The sequence below is a fragment of the Microbulbifer sp. ABF4_148 genome, assembly GCF_056158985.1.
This window is the reverse complement of record NZ_JBSWUI010000001.1, coordinates 2946158-2965936: the sequence shown is the minus strand read 5'-3', so window position 1 is coordinate 2965936 and position 19779 is coordinate 2946158. Positions and strand designations below refer to the sequence as shown.

Annotated in this window: 22 protein-coding genes; 10 read left to right on the top strand and 12 right to left on the bottom strand. The window is 55.6% G+C overall.

The genetic code is table 11. The features are described from left to right. Positions 1-223: 223 nt before the first annotated feature. From ahcY to ACXAD0_RS12950, 9 genes are all read right to left on the bottom strand, one after another. A complete protein-coding gene (gene ahcY, locus ACXAD0_RS12990; RefSeq protein WP_475088904.1) occupies positions 224-1606 on the bottom strand; it encodes an adenosylhomocysteinase in 1383 nt (460 codons plus the stop codon). A gap of 91 nt (positions 1607-1697) precedes the next feature. Then, entirely contained in the window at positions 1698-2915 is a 1218-nt protein-coding gene (metK, locus tag ACXAD0_RS12985; RefSeq protein WP_475088903.1) for a methionine adenosyltransferase, read from the bottom strand. A 270-nt stretch (positions 2916-3185) separates the two neighbouring features. Then, positions 3186-3773 (bottom strand): exopolysaccharide biosynthesis protein, encoded by a 588-nt coding sequence (locus tag ACXAD0_RS12980; RefSeq protein WP_475088902.1) that lies wholly within the window; start codon positions 3771-3773, stop codon positions 3186-3188. 217 nt (positions 3774-3990) lie between these two features. Further along, on the bottom strand, positions 3991-4338 hold the full coding sequence (locus ACXAD0_RS12975) for a c-type cytochrome (RefSeq protein ID WP_475088901.1): 348 nt from the start codon (positions 4336-4338) through the stop codon (positions 3991-3993). A gap of 130 nt (positions 4339-4468) precedes the next feature. Then, complete coding sequence (locus ACXAD0_RS12970) at positions 4469-5038, bottom strand: Tll0287-like domain-containing protein (RefSeq protein WP_475088900.1); 570 nt, start codon at positions 5036-5038, stop codon at positions 4469-4471. Positions 5039-5100: 62 nt separating this feature from the next. Next, positions 5101-6453 (bottom strand): cytochrome c3 family protein, encoded by a 1353-nt coding sequence (locus ACXAD0_RS12965; RefSeq protein WP_475088899.1) that lies wholly within the window; start codon positions 6451-6453, stop codon positions 5101-5103. Between the two features lie 76 nt (positions 6454-6529). Next, positions 6530-8551, bottom strand: a complete 2022-nt coding sequence (locus ACXAD0_RS12960; protein WP_475088897.1) for an FAD-dependent oxidoreductase — start codon at positions 8549-8551, stop codon at positions 6530-6532. Between the two features lie 286 nt (positions 8552-8837). After that, the gene (locus ACXAD0_RS12955) at positions 8838-9791 is read right to left on the bottom strand and encodes a 2Fe-2S iron-sulfur cluster-binding protein (RefSeq protein ID WP_475088896.1); all 954 of its coding nucleotides are present in this window, start codon (positions 9789-9791) and stop codon (positions 8838-8840) included. A gap of 46 nt (positions 9792-9837) precedes the next feature. After that, the gene (locus tag ACXAD0_RS12950) at positions 9838-10197 is read right to left on the bottom strand and encodes a group I truncated hemoglobin (RefSeq protein ID WP_475088895.1); all 360 of its coding nucleotides are present in this window, start codon (positions 10195-10197) and stop codon (positions 9838-9840) included. A gap of 258 nt (positions 10198-10455) precedes the next feature. Here ACXAD0_RS12950 and ACXAD0_RS12945 point away from each other — a divergent pair, with 258 nt between their 5' ends. The 6 genes from ACXAD0_RS12945 (at position 10456) to ACXAD0_RS12920 (ending at position 15522) form a co-directional block, all read left to right on the top strand. Beyond that, positions 10456-11094: an HNH endonuclease family protein gene (locus ACXAD0_RS12945; protein WP_475088894.1), complete on the top strand. Its 639-nt coding sequence runs from the start codon at positions 10456-10458 to the stop codon at positions 11092-11094. A gap of 35 nt (positions 11095-11129) precedes the next feature. Then, a complete protein-coding gene (locus ACXAD0_RS12940) occupies positions 11130-11426 on the top strand; it encodes a hypothetical protein (protein ID WP_475088892.1) in 297 nt (98 codons plus the stop codon). Between the two features lie 331 nt (positions 11427-11757). Beyond that, positions 11758-12087: a helix-turn-helix domain-containing protein gene (locus ACXAD0_RS12935; protein WP_475088890.1), complete on the top strand. Its 330-nt coding sequence runs from the start codon at positions 11758-11760 to the stop codon at positions 12085-12087. Between the two features lie 227 nt (positions 12088-12314). Continuing rightward, positions 12315-13760 carry an amidohydrolase gene (locus tag ACXAD0_RS12930; protein WP_475088889.1) on the top strand — a complete coding sequence of 482 codons (1446 nt, stop codon included), beginning with the start codon at positions 12315-12317 and terminating at the stop codon, positions 13758-13760. Next, positions 13757-15058: an amidohydrolase family protein gene (locus ACXAD0_RS12925; RefSeq protein ID WP_475088888.1), complete on the top strand. Its 1302-nt coding sequence runs from the start codon at positions 13757-13759 to the stop codon at positions 15056-15058. The genes ACXAD0_RS12930 and ACXAD0_RS12925 overlap by 4 nt, the downstream gene beginning before the upstream one ends. 68 nt (positions 15059-15126) lie before the next feature. Further along, positions 15127-15522 (top strand): MAPEG family protein, encoded by a 396-nt coding sequence (locus ACXAD0_RS12920; protein WP_475088887.1) that lies wholly within the window; start codon positions 15127-15129, stop codon positions 15520-15522. A 108-nt stretch (positions 15523-15630) separates the two neighbouring features. Here ACXAD0_RS12920 and ACXAD0_RS12915 read toward each other — a convergent pair whose 3' ends face one another. The 3 genes from ACXAD0_RS12915 to ACXAD0_RS12905 all read right to left on the bottom strand — a co-directional run bounded on the left by ACXAD0_RS12915 (position 15631) and on the right by ACXAD0_RS12905 (position 17488). After that, positions 15631-15954, bottom strand: coding sequence for a YebG family protein (locus ACXAD0_RS12915; protein WP_475088886.1), 324 nt, complete (start codon positions 15952-15954; stop codon positions 15631-15633). Positions 15955-16256: 302 nt separating this feature from the next. Next, positions 16257-16871, bottom strand: a complete 615-nt coding sequence (locus tag ACXAD0_RS12910; RefSeq protein ID WP_475088885.1) for a LysE family translocator — start codon at positions 16869-16871, stop codon at positions 16257-16259. Beyond that, on the bottom strand, positions 16871-17488 hold the full coding sequence (locus ACXAD0_RS12905) for a DUF924 family protein (protein WP_475088884.1): 618 nt from the start codon (positions 17486-17488) through the stop codon (positions 16871-16873). Before ACXAD0_RS12905 ends, ACXAD0_RS12910 begins: the two co-directional genes overlap by 1 nt. A gap of 91 nt (positions 17489-17579) precedes the next feature. Here ACXAD0_RS12905 and ACXAD0_RS12900 point away from each other — a divergent pair, with 91 nt between their 5' ends. Genes ACXAD0_RS12900 through ACXAD0_RS12885 form a run of 4 tightly spaced genes read left to right on the top strand, consistent with a single transcriptional unit; the run spans position 17580 to position 19712 of the window. Further along, a complete protein-coding gene (locus ACXAD0_RS12900; protein WP_475088883.1) occupies positions 17580-17873 on the top strand; it encodes a hypothetical protein in 294 nt (97 codons plus the stop codon). Between the two features lie 60 nt (positions 17874-17933). Further along, a complete protein-coding gene (locus ACXAD0_RS12895) occupies positions 17934-18755 on the top strand; it encodes a DUF6249 domain-containing protein (RefSeq protein WP_475088882.1) in 822 nt (273 codons plus the stop codon). An 11-nt stretch (positions 18756-18766) separates the two neighbouring features. After that, positions 18767-19321: an RNA polymerase sigma factor gene (locus ACXAD0_RS12890; RefSeq protein WP_475088881.1), complete on the top strand. Its 555-nt coding sequence runs from the start codon at positions 18767-18769 to the stop codon at positions 19319-19321. Beyond that, positions 19314-19712 carry a hypothetical protein gene (locus ACXAD0_RS12885; RefSeq protein ID WP_475088880.1) on the top strand — a complete coding sequence of 133 codons (399 nt, stop codon included), beginning with the start codon at positions 19314-19316 and terminating at the stop codon, positions 19710-19712. The genes ACXAD0_RS12890 and ACXAD0_RS12885 overlap by 8 nt, the downstream gene beginning before the upstream one ends. Positions 19713-19779: the final 67 nt, after the last annotated feature.

Genomic DNA, 19779 nt, shown 5'->3' with positions numbered 1-19779 from the left:
TACTATCAATATGTCTTTTAGGGTAAACCGGCCCAAATTTGAGATTTGTCAATCCGCGGTAAGTCCTCAAATTTCGTCCTGCTGAGGCGAGGTGCATGGGGTAGGTTGGAGTGAAGAAAAGCCCCAAAAAAGGGCCTCGCTCGAGGCCCAACAAGATGGGTTGTTTTTTGACCAGCATTCGGCACTTGAATGGTCTGCTCCTCCAAGTGCCGATTGTGACCGGTTAGTATTTGTAGCTTTCCGGTTTGAACGGACCCTCGGCATCGACGTTGATGTACTTTGCCTGGGTAGTAGTCAATTTGGTGATCACGCCACCGAAGCCCTCTACCATATCCTTGGCAACTTCCTCGTCCAGTTTCTTCGGCAGGACCTTCACATACAGGCTTTCCTGCTTCTGTGCCGCCGGAAGATCCGCGAACTTTTTCTCCCACAGATAAATCTGGGCCAGCACCTGATTGGCGAAGGAACCGTCCATGATGCGAGAGGGGTGTCCAGTGGCGTTACCGAGATTGACCAGGCGACCCTCGGAAAGCAGGATCAGATGATCTTTGTTCGAATCGCCGCGATAGATTTTATGCACTTGCGGCTTTACTTCTTCCCAGCGGTAATGCTCGCGCATAAATGCGGTGTCAATTTCGTTATCGAAGTGGCCGATATTACAAATCACAGCGCCACTTTTGACGGTCTGGAGCATGGCGGCGTCACAGACGTTGACGTTACCGGTGGTGGTGACAACCAGGTCGGTGGTACCGAGCAGGTCGGTATCGATATCGGCCAGTTCACCGGTATTAATGCCATTTTTATATGGAGAAACCACTTCGAAGCCATCCATGCAGGCCTGCATCGCACAGATCGGGTCGATCTCGGTCACCTTGACAATCATGCCCTCCTGTCGCAGGGAGGCCGCAGAGCCTTTACCCACATCGCCGTAGCCAATGACCAGGGCTTTTTTGCCGGACAGCAAGTGGTCGGTGCCGCGCTTGATGGCATCGTTGAGCGAGTGGCGACAGCCGTACTTGTTGTCATTCTTGGACTTGGTAACCGAATCGTTCACGTTGATCGCGGGAACTTTTAGCTCGCCTTTTTCCAGCATTTCGAGCAGGCGATGCACGCCCGTGGTGGTTTCTTCACTGATGCCATGGATATTGTCGAGCAGGGCAGGGTACTTCTCATGGCACAATTGGGTCAGATCGCCACCATCGTCCAGGATTATGTTTGCATCCCAGACTTCGCTGCCATCCTTTTCGGACAGAATGGTCTGCTCGATACACCACCAGAATTCCTCGTCGGTTTCGCCTTTCCAGGCGAATACGGGAATACCGGCGGCCGCAATTGCCGCAGCAGCGTGATCCTGAGTTGAGAAGATGTTGCACGAAGACCAGCGTACGTCTGCACCGAGCTCTACCAGAGTCTCGATCAGCACGGCGGTCTGAATGGTCATGTGGATGCAGCCCATAATGCGGGCGCCGGCAAGCGGTTGGGCATCTTTGTATTTACGGCGTAATGCCATCAATGCCGGCATCTCACCTTCAGCAATATCGATTTCTTTACGGCCCCATTCGGCCAGGTTGATATCCGCTACTTTGTAGTCGGTAAAACCGCTCATGGTAATTCCTTATTGTTTGTGCCGGGCAGTTATCGAAGCTTCGCGGCCCGGCACATTAAATACATGTTTAAAAGGGTTAGGGCAGGCTGTTTCAGCTGTTCAGAGCCGCCTTCAGTGCCTCGACCTTATCCGTTTTTTCCCAGGTGAACGCAGTAAAGGTCTGGCTCTTCTCTTCCCCGTTTTCACGCCACTTGTAGGTGTGTTCGAATGGCTCGCGACCAAAATGCCCGTAGGCAGCAGTGAGCTGGTACATCGGGTGTTCCAGATCCAGTACCGTCGTAATCGCGTAAGGGCGCAGGTCAAATACCTTGCGAATGGCCTCGATCAGTTCCTGGTCGCTGACCTTGCCAGTGCCGAAGGTGTTGACGGACACGGATGTCGGTTCCGCGACACCAATTGCATAGGAAACCTGAACTTCGCAGCGGTCGGCGAGACCCGCGGCAACCACATTTTTAGCTACATAGCGGCCTGCATAGGCAGCGGAACGGTCTACTTTGGAAGGGTCTTTTCCGGAGAATGCGCCACCACCGTGACGGGCCATACCGCCGTACGTATCCACGATGATCTTTCGGCCGGTAACGCCCGCATCTCCGACTGGACCACCGATGACGAAGTTGCCGGTCGGGTTAATGTGATACTGCGTTCCCTCATGGAGCAGATCCTGCGGGAGTACTTCCAGTACGATGTTTTCCATCACGGCTTTTTGCAGGTCTTCCTGGGAAATCTCGGGGTCGTGCTGCGTGGACAGGACGACGGCGTCGATCGCTGCCGGCTTGCCGTCTTCGCCATAGCGGAAGGTCACCTGACTTTTTGCATCAGGGCGCAGCCACGGCAGGATGCCTTTTTTGCGCAGATAGGCCTGACGCTCCACCAGACGGTGCGAGTAGTAGATTGGTGCGGGCATCAGGTCGGGGGTTTCGTTGGTGGCATAGCCGAACATCAGGCCCTGGTCACCGGCACCCTGATCTTCCGGCTTTTTACGGTCAACGCCCTGGTTAATGTCGACAGACTGCTTGCCAATCGCATTCAGAATGGCGCAGGTAGAGCCGTCATAACCAATGTCAGAGCTGTTGTAGCCGATATCGGTAATGACATCGCGCACGATATCTTCCAGATCGACATAGCAGCTGGTGGTGACTTCGCCAGCCAGCATTGCCAGACCGGTTTTTACCACAGTTTCTACAGCAACCCGTGCCTGCGGGTCGCGAGCGATAATGGCGTCCAGTACGGCATCGGAAATTTGGTCGGCCATTTTATCGGGGTGGCCTTCGGACACAGATTCCGAAGTAAAAATAACGTATTCAGACATAGATCCCTTTACCTTCGTTTGCACATAAAACGGCTGAGCGGACCACCCGCCTTAAGCCTTAGATGCAGTGTACAGATTTGAATCTATATCAAAATATTTTTATATAGGTGTTTTTGATAATTCGCAAATTTCCTATTTGAGTTGGCGGATCCTTTGCTGGAAGGGGGTTCTGCAGGGGCTGCCGGGAAACTGCGGTCTGGAGATGAGAACTTCACAGGGCCCGATATCACAGGGTGTGAGGTAGAGTGACTGGAGACCGCAAAACCGCGGTCAGGAGGGAAGGTTGCCAAGGCTCACAAAAATGGTGGCAAAGGCGAGTCCGGTAAAAATCAACGCAAACACGGCGAGCGCGCCATCGTGGATGACCAGGGCGAGACCGAAGGCCGTGAGCGCTACGCCGGCGATCGTTGCCGAAAATGGCACTACTTCCATGAGGGGTAAACCGAGCGCGATGAGCAGGCACACGATCGCGACTACATAGTTCCCGGTCTTTTTCACCAGGAAGTTCAGGCGCGGTCGCAGCCGCCTATCTGCAATCTGAATCGGCCGATCCATCCAGCGGAGCGCCGTAACCACCTTGCCTTGTGACAATGAGCGTTTGAGAATGATTTCCGGAAGCCAGATGTGGTGCCGCCCCATCAACAACTGTACGGTCACCAGAAGTACCAGTATTGCCATGGTTGTGGGAATGCCGGGGATTCCGGAGAGTGGCGAAAACAGGATCAACCCGGCCAACAGCAGAACGGGACCGAAGGACCGTTCCCCCATTGCGTCGAGGACCATGCCGATGGAAACGCGTTTGTTGTGCTTCGCGACGTCCTCCAGCAGGTGTTGAAGGCTCGAAACTTCTTCTGACATAGGATGGATCTATACCGGATCAATGCGAAAGCCATCAACGGTCGGCCTGATATTTAAAACGCCCGCTGCGCTGGGGCGACAGGTTCCAGTTCCTGGGATAGGCGTCAGGAGTGAAGTATAAGCAGGCAAGTGCGCAAGTCACACACCGTCCACTCGACAGGGGCGATTCCTCGTTGCATACAGAGACGCTATTGGGTATCGGTGAAGAAGGTGCCGTTTAGCCTTCTTCGAGCAGGCTCAGCATATACTTGACGCCATGACGTACTTCTTCGTCAGAGAGGTCGGTATTTCCACCCTTTGCAGGCATCAAACCGTAGCCACTGGCAGCATGGGCAGCAAGCGTGTCAAGGCCCTGACTGGCGCGCGGTGACCACATTTTGCTGTTCCCGAGTATCGGGGCGCCGTTAAGCCCGGAGGCATGACAGACTTTGCAGTTCTGCTCAACGATGGTTTTGCCCTGCGCGAGCTCAGGATCCTGAGTTTCGCTACAGGCGCTCAATACTGTCGCTATAAGTAAGATCTGGATCCACGATAGGCATCTGGCCAGGCATGTCAGGATAGGCATATAAAGTAACCTTCTAGGGTTAAAAAGGGGGCAAACACCGCTCGAGTCGTTTGTGAGCCTGCAAGAGGCGTGCCCCGGTATGGGTATGAGCAACCTTATCGATTGCTCAACAGGGTATGGCTGCCAGGCTTCAGAGTGGCACCCGGATGACGACGCCACCCATGACTTCTCCAATCTCAAAGTCTGTTTTGGGGCTGTCCTTATGCTCGTTATGGCAGCTGACGCACGCGGGTGAAACAGCGACGTCCGGATAGACTGCGGTGAAGTAGGTCACATCACCCAGTGTCTCTTCGCCATAAAAATTCTCGCCCGGGTTTGCTGCGATGTACTCGAGTCCGACTTTTTCGATTTCGGTGCGCGGTGCATTCTGGTTGTTGACGGGCCAGAGGGATTGCAGTGAATAGGAAAATTCGTCTGTGGTTGCCGCAACGGCTTCTGAACCCGCCCGGAACATTTGCGCTGGGAGCAGGGCACCATCTTCCAGTTCTTTCCAGTGTTCATCGGGTTTGATGACGCCCGCTCCATTGGGGCCCAGCCGCTGCACAATGAGCTTGGTATAGTTGGCTCGATCGGCATTCATAACGGCAAAAAGCGAATCTGTATACAGTTTTGGGTCAATACCTTTGGGCGCATCCTGTGAACATCCGGAAAGCAGCGCCGAAAAAGCGACAGCGGTTATGGCGGTGTTGAACAGTTTCATGGTTGGCAGTCCTCCAAGGGTGGTGAAAAAGTACAGCGTGAGAAAATTATGGTAATTACACGCTACTCGGTCCGTTGTCCGATGCGCTTCAGTGCCATCTCGATAGAAGGCACGGTGTTTTCAGGCTGCCCGGAGAAATTCCTGCGAATCAGAGCCTCGTCCGACAGCGCGTTGAGGGAAAAGCCCAGCCCGTGGCAATTCATGCAGACACCGCGGATCATCTTTTCATTGGGGCGCAGGTTGTCATTCTGGTTGTGTTGTACGCGGACGACGACACTGTCACCGGATCGATGTTCTTCCCGTGGCATATGACAGGTTGCGCAAGAGACGCCGCTGCCTTCTGGTGCCTGCCCGGTGCGTTCCATCTCCCAGAGTCGACCATGGGGAGAGTCCCGATGGGCGAGACTGTGTTCATCAGCATGGCAACTCAGGCAGGACTCCTGTGCTGCATATTGAGTGTCAAAATCATGCGCACCGTGGCAGCTGGTACAGCCATGTTCCCGGTCCATTGCCTGTGCGTTGAAAGTCAGGGCATTTGTCATTGCTGGTTTGACGGCGGTCAGGGTATTTGAGCCAGCGGTCGTCCGCTGCAATTTTGCGGATTGCCGCATGCCGTGTTTTCCGCTGGTGAATCCGGCCACTTCGTTCTGGTGACAACCGGTGCACTGGGCGATGCCTGGCTTGGTAATCCATTCGGTTGCGCCAGCCGGTTCATGGCAACCTGTGCATTGCACACCGGCGGTAGCGTGCGCGCTCATATGCCAAGAATTGACGATATCGGTCTTCAGTAGGTGGGCTGGTGCATTTGCCTTATGGGCCGCTAGTGTCTGGCCTTTCGGGGGAGATGTGCGCAGGGGATTTCTGGGGTTCTCGAGCAAATCGGGCCGGTGCGCATTCGCCAACAGAAAATCTTCGTAGAGCGCGCGGTTGTCGTGGTAATTGTGACAACCTGCTGACGCACACGTTTCAAAACCCATGCCGGTGTGACTGGGTCGCTCTGTTGCAATGTCCTGATGGCAGTGAAAGCAGTAGTCAGCGGGCTGGGTCAGTCCCATTGCCAGAGTTGACTCTCTGTTGTGCTCGGTGTGGCAAGAGATACAGTAGCGGGCGTCCAGTATTTGAATTCGGGCTGCGTTCCGTGGATCTGTGAACTTGCTTTTGGGGTGAGAGTCATGTGCGCGCTCCAGTTCTTCCTGGTGGCAATTAATGCAGGCGGTCTGCAATATCTCCGCTCCCCCAAATGGGTCGGTATGGCAGCTTTCGCAAGCCATCTCGATCTGATAGTGGCCGTGGGTGGTGGTGCCGATAAGGAGCGAGGATTTGTCTTCGGCTGCGAAAACCTGGTAGGCATAGTAGCCCCCAATCACGACAGTCGTTACGCACCAGAACATCCACAGAATTCGTTGAGTGATCAATGCAATATCCTGCTTAAATGCTTACACGGCTCGAAAAGGTAAGTTGAATGAAAGTGTTCAACGGTTGTTTCGCCCATTAGTAAAAATATGAGGTGAATATATGGGCGGCCACGAGTGCGGGCAGCGGCCAGATCGCAAGCAGGTGAAGCCAGGTGCCGGCTTTTCGCGACGCAGAGGCCAGTTTCGACGGCCGGAGGCTGACCAGTACACCGAGCAGCCCTCCCAGGAACGCGCTGATAAGGAAGTTGACCATCAGCAGGCGATTGAGGTTTTCACCCAGGCTGAAACCGGTATGTGCAACCAGTATGATCATGGCAATTACACCAAGCGTGATATGGACATACCGCCACCGGGAAAACTCTCCCAGTATCGTCAGCTTCAGGCGTTTCCTGAGTGACAGAATCAATCCAAACAGTGTTATACCCAGTAACGAAAACCCACTGATCTGCTTGTAAACGCTATCGTTCCATAGCCAGGAGAGAGAGGGTGCCTGCACCGAAGTGGGATCGGGGATTTTGGGAAGCCATACCAATGCAACAGAGCAGGCGATGGCGATCAGGCTGATGACGAATATACCTTTCAGGATTGGAGGTTGATCCTGTTTGCCTGAGTCTGCCGAACCCAGAAGCTCACCGAGCAGCGGCTTGCAGCTGCCGCAAATCGTGCCCGCGCCACATTGCCTGCCAATTGCCTCTGCCGTAAGAGCGCCCGCGGAGATAGTACGCTCGATCGTTCCCTTGTTGACACTATTGCATTGACACACAATCGTTGAAGAGGGCCAATTGGCAGGTGTCTGCTGTTGGGAGAGAAACCAGAGTCGACCTGTCACTAAAAACAGCCAGCGCTGCCACGGGTAAAAGTATCGATTTTCGAGGAATGCCTCACGGATGCGCGGCAGCTCCGGCCAGACGCCAATTGCGCAGGCGCCGATTATTCTTCCTTTGGAAAAAATGACATGCCGACTGGCTGCTTCTGCTTGTGATTCTTGGTTGCGAAAGGTGAGCGTTGAAAGCTTTGGCGGTCTGCCGAAATCGGATAGCTCGCCGATACTGTTCACTTCAATTTCGGCGACCTTGAGCTTCGTATACGGTTGGGCGCCGGTGTATCTCGCGTCGTTTCCGGCAAGGTTGTTGGCGAGCACCGCTGCCTGTTGCAGCCCGGGTGAGACCAATCCGCATATTTCGCCGGAGTATTCGGCGCACTCACCGATAGCGTAGATGTTCTTTGCTGAAGTGTTGAGCTGATGGTCAACAGTGATGCCGCGTCCAAATGCGATACCGGCCTGTCGAGCCAGCTCAATATTGGGGCGAATACCGGTACACAGTACGACGGTGTCGCACACAAGATGCTTTCCTCTCCGTGTGGCGACGCCGGTGACACGATTGTCCCCGAAAACTGCGCCCAGACCGTCATTGGTGATGACGTGGATGCCGAGGTTTTCAATATGATGAAGCAATACTTCTGCTGGCTCTCCGGCCAATTGGCGGTTCATCAGGGTTGGGGACTGGTGTACCAGTGTGACACGCGTATGGTGTTTGAGTAAGCCCCGTGCAACCTCCAGCCCGAGTAAACCGCCGCCGGCGACCACCACATGTCGTGAACGGTTGACCCTGGCAAGTAGATGCTCAGTATCGCGGATATTGCGAAAGGTGTAGACGCCCGGCATTTCGACCCCTGGTAGATTGGGGATATGGGGGCTCGATCCGGTGGCAAGAATTAGCTGGTTATAGCGGTGCGATGCTCCGGTACTATCTTTTACTGTCTGTGCTTCCCGGTCCACCGCCTCGATACGCAGATGCTCAAAAGACAGTGTCGATCGATTGTGTCCGCGCGTATCGCGCCTGTTTTCTGCCTCCCAGAAGATGTCAGGATATCGGACGCTGCCTGCGAGAAGCTGGGTCAGCTTGATGCGATCGTAAGGTGCATACGCTTCCTCACCAAATACACGGATCTGAGTCGCAGTCTTGATCAGTGTGTACAGTTCAGAAGCGCAGCGAACGCCAACCGGCCCGGCTCCTACCACAATAATACTTTGGGCCGGCTTATCCGTATCTGTGGTCTTCGGTTCCATCTTCTGTGTTTGGCAAATTTCAGGCATAAAATCCCATAACTCCCCTTTTAAAAAGGAAGGCTCGTCGTTGAGTCAGAAGGGGGTTCAGTTCTTGGCGTGATCCACCGGCGCTGGTGGTCGAGTGCGATATCTAGTTTTTTTGCAAATCGCTTGCCAACACAGGTCATTCGAATAAATTTATCGACAATTTTCCCTTGTCCGGAAAGATTTAGTGCGCTTAATCACAGGTTGTCTTTGGGTGTTTACGCAACGATGCCGACACGTTGCGCGTTTGGCGGGAAGGTGTGTCTCAGATTGCGGAGCGGCTGTGCATTTAGCTGGAGATAAACGGGTCTGAGTAAATGTTGCTTAGCGAGGCGCCATTGAGAAAGCAGAATTTTTCGAGCTTCTTCACCATGTCTGGTGCACCACACAAGAAGATGCACCAATTTTGTAGCTTCGTATAGGTATCGACTATGTGCTGGGTAATATCTGACGGTTGCGCATGATCGCTCTGGCGGAATACCGGAGAATATTCCAATTGGGAGTGGGACTGATTGAGGAGGCTGAGTTCATGCTCAAGATACAGTCGACTGCGGTCGCGCGCACCAATATGCAGAAACATTTTATTCTGGTGGCCGCGACGCAATGCTTCGCGTGCGATTCCGTAAAGCGGGGCCAAGCCGGTACCGACACCAACCAGTAATAGAGGCTTGTCGGTCATGGTGTCATGATAAAAGCAGTTGCCACGGGCTTCACTGACGGAAATTTTGTCGCCGACTTTTACATTATCGTGTAGCCAGTTACTGACCGCTCCGAGGTTGTGTCGCTTGATGTGTAGTTCGAGGTAGCCGTCCTCTGTCAGGCTGGCGACAGAGTAGGGGCGAGCCGTCTGCTCGTCCTTGTGGACTGAAATAAACTGCCCCGGGAACCAGTTGAAGCGATCGGCAGACAGTCGCAGTCTTAATACTTCTGGCGTCAGGTGATGGTGATCCAGAACGGTGAGTGTGTATCGGACAGTATTGTCCGGTGCTGTCACCTCAATCGGTAGCGTTGGGCGAAGCTGGCAGGCGAGGGCGAGACGACATGCTCGCTGGTTGGGAGTAAGACCCCGCTGTGCTTCCGGTGGGACTCCCCCTGCGGTCACTTTTACCAGGCAGCTCTGGCAGCTGCCGGAGCGGCAACTGGAAGGAATATCCACTCCCGCCCGTTCTGCAGATTCCAGCAGGGACTCCCCTCCATTGACCTCGAAGGTCGAATCCCCAAATTGCACGGGAACGCCGCTCATATCAGCGTACCCGCGCGAGATCGCTTTAGTTCGCGCATCGGTAGGTTTACCGGTTCAGGACATCGTCACGGACGCTATTGGCAATACCGGCAATTTCCTCAATATCTGATGATGCGACACCCAGCTCCTGGAGGGTGCTGCCCAGATTTTCAATGACTGCGTCTACATGAGAATCGTTTAATCCACTGAGTCCGGCATGGGCGCTGCGCATGTCCTTGCCGGTGTAGCTATTGGGGCCACCAAATACCATTGTGAGGAACGCTTTTTGTTTATTGGCCTGCTCGCTCATATCCACGCCCTCAAAAAACTGGCTGATCCGATCATCGAGCAGGACTTTACGGTAAAAAATATCGACAGCGGCGTCGACAGCGGCTTCTCCACCAAGGCGTTCATATAGCGTTGTCATAGTCTCTCGTTCCTCATACTGATTAAGTAGTGCCAGCGCAATCCGCGAGGCGCGCATAAAAATTCAGCAATTAACATGCCAGCCCTGAACTGCTGAATCACCTCCCACACACTGGCCCAGTGTTTTCCTGCCCGCATGTCGCACATGCGATTTCTATTGTTTTTCTGTGCTGTGCTTATCGTGTACGATCGTGCAAGTTGCGTGGCGTCAATATCGACGCCCGCGGCGTCGTTGGATAGGAACAGGAAATTTTGTGGGATGAAAACTGTGGCAGCGTTCTGGCAGTCGGGCGGTTTTGGCGGTCGGAGATTACTGTGTGTGTGGTCGCTTGTGGTGATTGCCCTGGCTCCCGTTGGCGCTCAGGCGGAATCAATAGAGTATCGGCGCAGTGAATGGTTGCCACGTTGGTCAGACGCGGATCGAGACTGTCAAAATACGCGCCATGAGCTGCTTCAGAAATTTTCGCTCGCTCCGGTGGCTTTTACTCGGGCAGATCGCTGTACCGTGCTCACAGGCCTGTGGTTGGACCCGTATACCGGCAGTTTCTTCCGGCTGGCTTCTGACCTGGACGTTGAGCACATAGTCCCGCTCAAGTGGGCCCATGATCATGGCGGGGCCAGCTGGGACCGTGCCACCAAGCGCGCATTTGCAGAAGATCCGGAGAACCTCTGGTTGGTCGATGACGGCTACAACCAGAGCAAGGGGGATCGCGGTCCGTCCAGATGGCTGCCGCCCTATGAGCCAACCATCGGGATCTACGTTATGCGATTCTTTGCCATCGCGACCAAGTACGGGTTGGAGGTGCCAGAGGAAGATGTCCGGCTGGTCGCCCGATATCGGTGTCTGGAAGGGGCTTTAGGCGATCGAATAAACGATGGAGGCGCCAGCGACTGCTAAACTGAAGCTACATCGGCACTGAAGGCGAGTGGCTTATGTTGCGCAGGATTGTCTGTACCTGTTTTGTGCTGGCGGCGATTTCTGTGACCGCGGATGTCTATATTGAAACTGAGGGTGGTGGGCAAAGCCCTAACCTGAGTTTTTGCCAGAAGCGGTTCTACGAAGAAGATGATGGATTGCTCAGGTGTAACTGGGCGGTCAACTTCAATTACGCATGCTTTGTGTCTTACCCCTCGAACAAGGTCATACAGGCCGGCTCCAAGATCCGTGAGCCGGAGATCGTTGGTGAGTGCGACAATGGTGAGGAAATCATCAAACTGCTGCACTACTAGCAGGGGCCTCCTCTGAATATTCGTGGTCACCGCTGGAAGCACCCTCAGTGTCCTGAAGAGGGTGCCTATCTCCTTTGGGCTCATCTCAGAGCTTCCGTCTGTCCCGCTGGGCGGCGACCTGCCGCTGGTGCTGTCAGGACTGTAAGTCACCGATTCTGGCGGATCGTTACCGTTTGAAGTGATCCAGAGGCCCGTCAACCCCGTAAGCTTCCGTGTAAGAACTTTCCGCAGTCGTGCGACCAACGGAGTGCAGGCAAGCAATGGCTTGTCGGTGCTACGGAACAGGGCAACGCGGCGTGAACTTCCGCGAGACAGTATGAGGGTTTCTGCAATGCGCAGGGAAGATCAGCAGCAACATCTGGCTAAGCTGGGCCAGCAATTTCGACAGCTTCGGTTAGCGCGTAACCTGCCTCAGGATACTCTGGCGACAGAGTCCGGTGTGGGTTTGAGCACGGTGAAACGTCTGGAAAATGGTCGGGGATGCAATTTGTCCGCCTTAATCCAGCTGATGGATACGCTCGGCTATGGCGAGGCGCTGGAAAAGCTCCTCGGACGTTTGGCCGCCGACGTCGGGGAAAGAGCGCGAAGAAATGGCGAGTCTCGCCAGCGTGCATCGTCACCGCGTCGTCTCAGTCCACATTCCTTCTCCCTGGAGTCCTGAGTTTCAGGACCCTCCCCAAACCTGTCTTGCCGCTTGAGAGGGCTCTTTGCGGCAGGCAGGGCCCTCCAGGCAGCGTTATTGGATCACCCGCTGTAACGCGTTCTATTTTGTCATTCCAACAGTGCATAAGCCGCAATGGCTATTTTTTTGTGAGCTGTTAGCATTCCTTCCTGAAAAAGCATTCTAACGCGTTGTCAGCGTTGCCCCTTCACTGTTGGAAGAACGATATGCAGAAAAATAATCTGTACGGTTTTTGTACGTGTTTAATAGCACTACCGCGTCGCATTGCGCATGTGTTCACCCTGTTGGTGATCTCTGCGCTGGTTGCGGCATGCGGTGGAGACAAGAAGTCGGAATCTTCGAAAGGGGCCGACTTCGCCAGGCTTGATGCCTTCCCGTCAACCTATTCGGTGACCCAAGAGCAAGACGTCTTGATCCGTGGCGGGACTCTGCTGACCGGTGACGGAGAGGAGCTGGAAAATACCGATGTCCTGTTGAAGGACGGCAAGATTGCAAAAATTGGCAAACGCCTGAAGGCCCCCAGGGAGGCCCTGGTTATCGAGGCTGCCGGGAAGTGGGTGACCCCCGGGATTATTGATGTGCATTCTCACCTGGGTAATTACCCGGCGCCTGCGATTGAATCTTCCCAGGATGGCAATGAGATGACTTCACCCAATACCGCTGAAGTCTGGGCGGAGCATTCTGTATGGACTCAGGACCCCCAATTTGCGCTGGCGCTCGCAGGTGGCGTGACGACGCTGCAAATCCTGCCGGGCTCGGCCAACCTGTTTGGCGGCCGTGCGGTAACACTCAAGAATGTCCCCGGACGCAGCGTCCAGGAAATGAAATTCCCCGGTGCGCCGTATGGCCTGAAAATGGCGTGTGGTGAAAACCCGAAGCGCGTCTACGGGGGCAAGGGTACTTCCCCTTCGACACGTATGGGCAATGTGGCGGGTTATCGCGAAGCGTGGATAGCGGCAACCAAGTACAAGGACAAGTGGGACAAGTATGCCAAGGAAGGGGGCGAAGAACCGCAGCGCGACCTGCAGATGGAGACGCTGGCAGGTGTTCTCAATGGCGATATCCTGGTGCACAACCACTGTTATCGCGGTGAGGAAATGGCGATCATGATGGATATCGCTGAAGAATTCGACTTTGATATTTCCACGTTCCACCATGCGGTAGAGGCTTACAAGGTCGCTGACCTGCTTGCCGAAAATAATGTCTGTGCGGCGATGTGGGCGGACTGGTGGGGTTTCAAACACGAAGCCTTTGACATGACCGAGGCCAATATCGCACTCGTCGACAAGGCTGGAGCCTGCGCCATGATTCACTCGGATTCCGCGGTCGGGATCCAGCACCTCAACGAAGAGGTCGCCAAGGCGATGGTTGCGGGTCAGCGCGCGGGCTTTGATATTGAGCCCAAAGACGCAATGGTCTGGATGACCATGAACCCGGCTCGGTCTCTCGGTATCGAGGAAGTGACCGGTAGCCTGGAGAAGGGCAAGATGGCGGATGTTCTGGTCTGGTCTGGTAACCCTTTCAGCGTGTTCTCACATGTTGATCAGGTATTCATCGATGGTGTGTTGATGTTTGATCGCTCAAACCCTGAGCGCCAGCCACACAGTGATTTTGAATTGGGTATTCTCGAGGCCAAAGGAGAGCGGCTATGAAGTTGAATCGATACGTCATTGCCGCGGCAGCCTTGTTGGGTGCCATGGCCGCCAGCGCGGAAACGCTGCTGATCAAGAATGCGAAAGTCCACACGCTCGGCGCTGCCGGAACATTGGAGAGCGCAGATATCCTGGTTCGGGACGGCAAGATCGATACGATCGCTCCGTCTATTGGCGCGGCCGCCGACAAGGTGGTGGACGCGACCGGCAAGGTTGTGACGCCCGGCTTGATCGCGCCGCTGTCGGCCTTGGGCCTGACCGAAATTGGTGCTGCGTCTTCGACCAATGATTACTTCGTAACCGGTAAAAGTATTGGCAGTGCATTTGATCCGCTGCCGGCTTACAACCCGAAGTCGACATTGATTCCGTTTAGTCGCGCCAATGGTGTTACCCGGGCGCTGGTGCTGCCGAGCGTTTCTACCTGGGGCACCGATGCCGACAAAATGCAGGTGGTATTTGCCGGGCGCGGATTTGCGATTGAGCTGACCGGCGATTTTGACAGTGTCACCAACGAGGATGTCGCGCAGCGTGCCTACCTTGGCGAAACCGGTGCGGCGCTGGCCGGTGGCAGTCGTGCCAATGCGCTGGCGCGTCTCCAGCGGGCGCTGTCGGAGGCGCGCGAGTATCGTGACAATGCAGACGCGATCAAGCGTGGTGAGTGGCGAGAGCTCGAATACGCGTTGCGTGATCTCGAGGCATTGCAGCCCGTGGTGACTGGTGAACAACCCCTGATCGTGCATGCAAATCGCGCCAGCGATATTCTGCAGGCACTCAAGTTGGCCAAAGAGAATAATCTGAAGCTGGTCATTGATGGCGGTGCGGAAGCGTGGATGGTTGCAGAGCCACTGGCGCAAGCCAGAGTTCCGGTGATTATCGATGCATTGAATAACACCCCGATTTCCTTTGAAAGTCTCGGCGCTCGGCTCGACAATGCGGCTCTGCTCAACCGGGCAGGGGTTGAGGTGTTGATCAGTGCTCCAGGATACGGCGAAACCCACCTGGTGCACCTGTCACGCCAGTCGGCGGGGAATGCGGTCGCCCACGGGCTGCCCTACGACGAGGGCCTCAAAGCTATTAGCGCCAATGTCGCGGATACCTTCGGTCTGGAGGGTGGGGCGCTGGAGCCCGGCGCTGTTGCGGATTTTGTGGTGTGGAGCGGTGATCCCCTTGAAGTGACCAGCTTTGCGGAGCAGGTGGTGATTGGTGGGGAACCACAATCACTGGAAAACCGCTCGACGCGCTTGCGGGATCGCTACCTGAAGCTCGAGCCAGCGCATAAGTCCGCCTATCGCAAGTAGGACCGATTCAAACTAACGATAATTAATATTCGGCGGGCCCTGGCCCGCTTTCTGGTGGGAGAATAAAAATGGCTGTATTGACTGGTTTTTATGCGGGCCTATGTGGTTTTTTGATCATCGCACTCGCTTTTCTGGTGGTGCGATTTCGTCGTACGGAAAAAGTGGGGATTGGCAGTGCCGGCAAGCATCACGCGGAGGTCTTGATTCGCGCGCATGCCAATGCAGTCGAATATGTTCCCATCGCACTGTTGCTGTTATTGGCGGCTGAACTCAATGGTTTGTCGGCAACCTGGATGCACTTGCTGGGAAGCTTGTTGGTCATTTCTCGTTTGCTCCATGCGGTCGGTTTGATTGCCGGCAATGGTGGCTATCACAAGGGCAGGTTCCTCGGCACGCTGGGCACCTGGATTACCATCATTATTCTATCGGTGGTGAATGTCTTTACGGTGTTCAAGGCGATGTAGTCAGCGCTTTGACGGGACTGGTGAGCGCGCGTTTGCCATGCACAAAAAAGCCCGGCAAGGCCGGGCAGAGTACAGGGGATGGTAAACGGGAACGAAGTGTCTGGCAGGTTACAGGTTAGCCGCCAGCGGGGTAACCCGGTCGTCCATGGAGCTGGTGTCAGCCTGCTCCTCGGAGGTGGCTTCAACAGTCTCCAGGCTTTCCAGCAGCACTTCCGGCTTGCCCTTACAGGCTTTTGCCAGTGATTCGCGATGTTTGGCCAGCAACAGGCCGATCTCTTCACCAGCTTCTTCGCTGATGTTGCTGATGTTTTTCTCGATCATGGCGGTGATGTTGGCCGCCAGCTCAAGCATCTTATCGTGTTCTTCAGCGTCTTTTTTGTTGTCGAACATGGCTCCATCTCTATCGCATTTCCAAACAGCAACTACGGCCATTGTGTGCCTCCGCTTGTTATGAGTAGTGGTTGACTGTATGAATGAACAGTATCTGTATGTTTGAACAGTGTCAAGCATGCTCGGCGCGCAAATTGCTGTTTTGTGTACTGGGGCCAATCTGTATACGCGGTATTTGCGGCAGGAGGAGCCGCTGGCACGGTGGTCGAGCCCGGGCAGGGCTCGCGGGTGTGCATAATGGAATGGTGCCTGCCGGTACTCCCCCAGACCCTAACTTACTGGCAGGTAGACCCCGCAGCAGTATTGAAAGCCCGCAATGCGGGCTTTTTTTTGTCTGGAAAAAGCTAAATGCTCGCAACGAGCCTGGCTGCCAGGCCAATCAGCAGAACACCGAAGAGTTGCTGAAGCCGGTGGCTGAGAGAGGGATTGCTCCAGCGGCGTGCACGCCCGAAGCAAATCAGGGCGGTAACGAGCACATACCAGATCGCGTCAATGGCCGATGCGAGGCCCGCCATGCCCAGTTTTGTCACAAGGCTCTGTTCGACCGAGACGAACTGGCTGAACAGGGCAGTAAAGAAAACCGCCACTTTTGGGTTGAAGAATGCCACCCCAAACCCCTGCATGGCCGCCTGGGGTACGGTGATCGGTTCCACCGGCTGCGGTGTTTCCGCATCCGGCGCCGGGGCGCGCAGAGACTTCCAGCCCAGATAGACGAGCATGGCCGCGCCAGCCCACTGCAATGCGCTAAACAGGGTGGGTGAGCGCGTGATCAGGACGGCCAGGCCAAACGCCGTCAAGCCCGCGTAGACTGCGATCGCCGCGCCGTGGGCGACGGATGCGGCGAGTCCCTGTCGCGCACCGGCGGCCGCGCAGCGTGCAATGATCAACAGGCTTGGCCCCGGTGACATGGCGCCGAGGGCGCAGATTCCCGCGAGAGAAAACCATTCATACCAACTCATCAGAAACCGCCTCCGGCCGATAGCCAGTCGGATTCCTCATTGGTGGAAGGTCTTCCCAGGACGCTATTCCGATGGGGGTAGCGACCGAAGCGATCGATGACCTCCTTGTGGGCCACGGCAAACCGATAGTAGCCCTGGGCCGCCTCTGCGGCATTGTCGTGGCTGGCAAAGTCATCGCGCAGGCGTTGATAGAAGTCGATGGACTGTCGCTGCATCTCGGGATCCTCGGAGTGCTCGAAAGGCAGACCAAGGAAGGCACGTTGATGTAAGCCGAGGTCCCGTTCCTGCTGTCGGGCCACTACGGATTGGGCGATATCCAGTGCCAGAGCGTCGCCCGCAAAGGCCTGCTTGCTGTTCCGGTGGATGTTACGACTCATCTGATCGCAGAGAATGATCAGCGCCAGCTCGCCCTGGAGGGAGTCCCGCCAGTTGTCGAGCTCACCGGACTGTGCCTGATCGAGGGCCGGGCCAAAGCGGTGGCTGAGTTGTTGGTCAAATTCGTCGCTGCGGGTAAACCAGCGCTTCCGCTCTTCCTGTGGGGTGTCGAAGGTCAATTCGGCACTGCCGAACCAGAACTCCAGTACCGTCTCGGGCGCAAGCTGGGTGTGTTCTGCCATTGGGGCTCCAAAAAATGTTATCACCACTGCATCCAAATGCGTCCGGCACCGCATCTTATGGTGGAACAGGGACAATTAGCCGGAGGCGAACATGGTAACCCCGAAGACAGGATGTGTTAAAAAGGTATTATTAGGCGCCGCAGTGGCCTTGCTCTGTGGAGCGGGCGCAGCGGGTGCTGCAGATCTCAACTTGCCCATGGCGCAAGTTGACCAGGCCCTGACCTTGAAGGTTGACGAGCAGGTGCAGCGAAAGCTGGAGCAGCGGAAGGACAGGAGCGGTGCCGATGCGGTGCCCCCCCGGTTCCCGGTCAGGATTGCCGACCACAAGCGCGGTCGAGTTGGTCTGCCTGTACCCCGTATTGGCGGACGCATGACAGTCATGTAAGTTGCCTGCCTATCACGCAGACGACGACCAGAGAATTTGAACGTACGAAGAGAGCACGAAATGAGAGCGAGAAACCCAAACATCCTTCACCTGGCGAGAGGCGTCTGTTTTGCCCTTGCGGGCCTGCTGGCGGTCTCTGCCAGTTGGGCACAGGAGACACCGGAGGCCCCGGAAAGTCCGGAGGCGCCGCCAGCACCGGCTGCCGCTCCGGAAGTCAGGCAGCATGATCTGGAAAAGAAAGAGGTGCGGATCCTGCGCGGCGAAGATGGCAGCCTGAGGATTATTACCCGCGACGAACGTGGTGAGCGGTCCGATGTACACGTTGACCTGGGTGAGGCCTTTGGCGGCGAAATCGCCACCAGGATCCACAAGCAGCTCGAGGCGAAGGGCATCCTTGATGAAAAGGGCCTGGTTGTTGAAAGTGCTTTGGATGGTGTGCCCAAGAACATTTCCATCGGCGTCGCAGGTAACGTCGACCCGGATGTGCGCATGCACCACCCCCGCCATGAGCCTCGTAGTTTCGAGGGGCTGATTGCGATCATGGGAATCCTGGCCGTCTTTGGTACCCCGATCTTGATTGTCTGGTTGGTGACGCGTAACAGCTATCGCAAGCGTCAGCTGCTGCTCGACAACATCAACCGGATGGTGGCTGAAGGACGGGATATCCCACAGGAGTATCTGGACGCCGTCGATGGCTCCACTGCCCCCAAGGCGCGTGACCGTGGATACACCTTGATGGCGGTCGGCCTGGCCCTCTTTATCTGGCTCAGCGCCATGGCGGGCTTCGACGTAGGGAGTCTGGCTTTGATCCCGCTCTTTATCGGTATCGCCCGGTTTGTCAGCTGGCGCTCTGAACAGAAAGACGGTCAACAGGCGGGCTAAGGGATAGCGTAATGGACCTCAATGACGAGGACTTGATCCGACGCGTAAAAGAGCAGGGGGACCAGCGGGCATACAGCCAGCTGGTTCGCCGCTATCAGTCACAGCTGCGATTCTCGCTCCGTCAGCTGTGCGATGGCGACCAGGCTCTCGCGGACGATATGGCGCAGGAGGCTTTTATCAAGGCCTACAAGGCATTGCCCGCGTTTCGTGGCGATGCCCGGTTCAGCACCTGGCTGTACCGTATCGCCTACAATCTCGTCATGAGCCATAAGCGCAAGAACGCCCCTGAAGTTGATCAGGAAGCGGTAGACAGGGCTCAGGCCCAGGAAAGCGTGGAAGAGTCCCACCAGCTCGGCATGGCCCGGGATCTGGATGCTGCGATGGAAGAGCTGAGTGACGCCCAGCGTCAGGCGGTTCACCTGTGTATGCAAAGGGGCTTTTCACACGAAGAAGCTGCAAGTATCATGAAGCTGCCGCTCGGTACGGTTAAATCTCATGTAAACCGTGCGCGGGCTAAGCTCCAGACCCTGCTTCAAGCATGGCGCGAGGAGGTGGTAAATGGATAAATTTGGCACAAAGTTTGGCAAATTGAATACTTTTGATAGCAACAGCGCGACAGAGCCATCGCTCACCGGTACTGATCCGGAGTTCGATGCCTGGCTGAGCCAGCAACTCAAGTTTAGCGAGCCGCATTTGGACAATGATGGCTTCTGCGAACGAGTGATGGAACAGCTTCCAGAGCCGGCTCCTGCGCCCACTTCAGATCGCCGCATTGTGCGCACCCAGTACGTTGGTGCCGCGCTGGCGTCCTGTATCGTCGCCTGGCAGTTCCCGGCGGGAGACGTGCTTTCCAGTGTGCTGCAGCAGTCAATTAGCCTGTACAGCCTGGTTGGCGTTGCAGTGCTGACCTCTCTGGTTGCCACGACTGGAGGCATCTTCGCCGCGCGCCGCCTCTGAGTTCGGGCTATCGGATCGAAAAAAACGGCTGAGCACTTTTCCGAGTGCCAGCCGTTTTTTGGTTTAT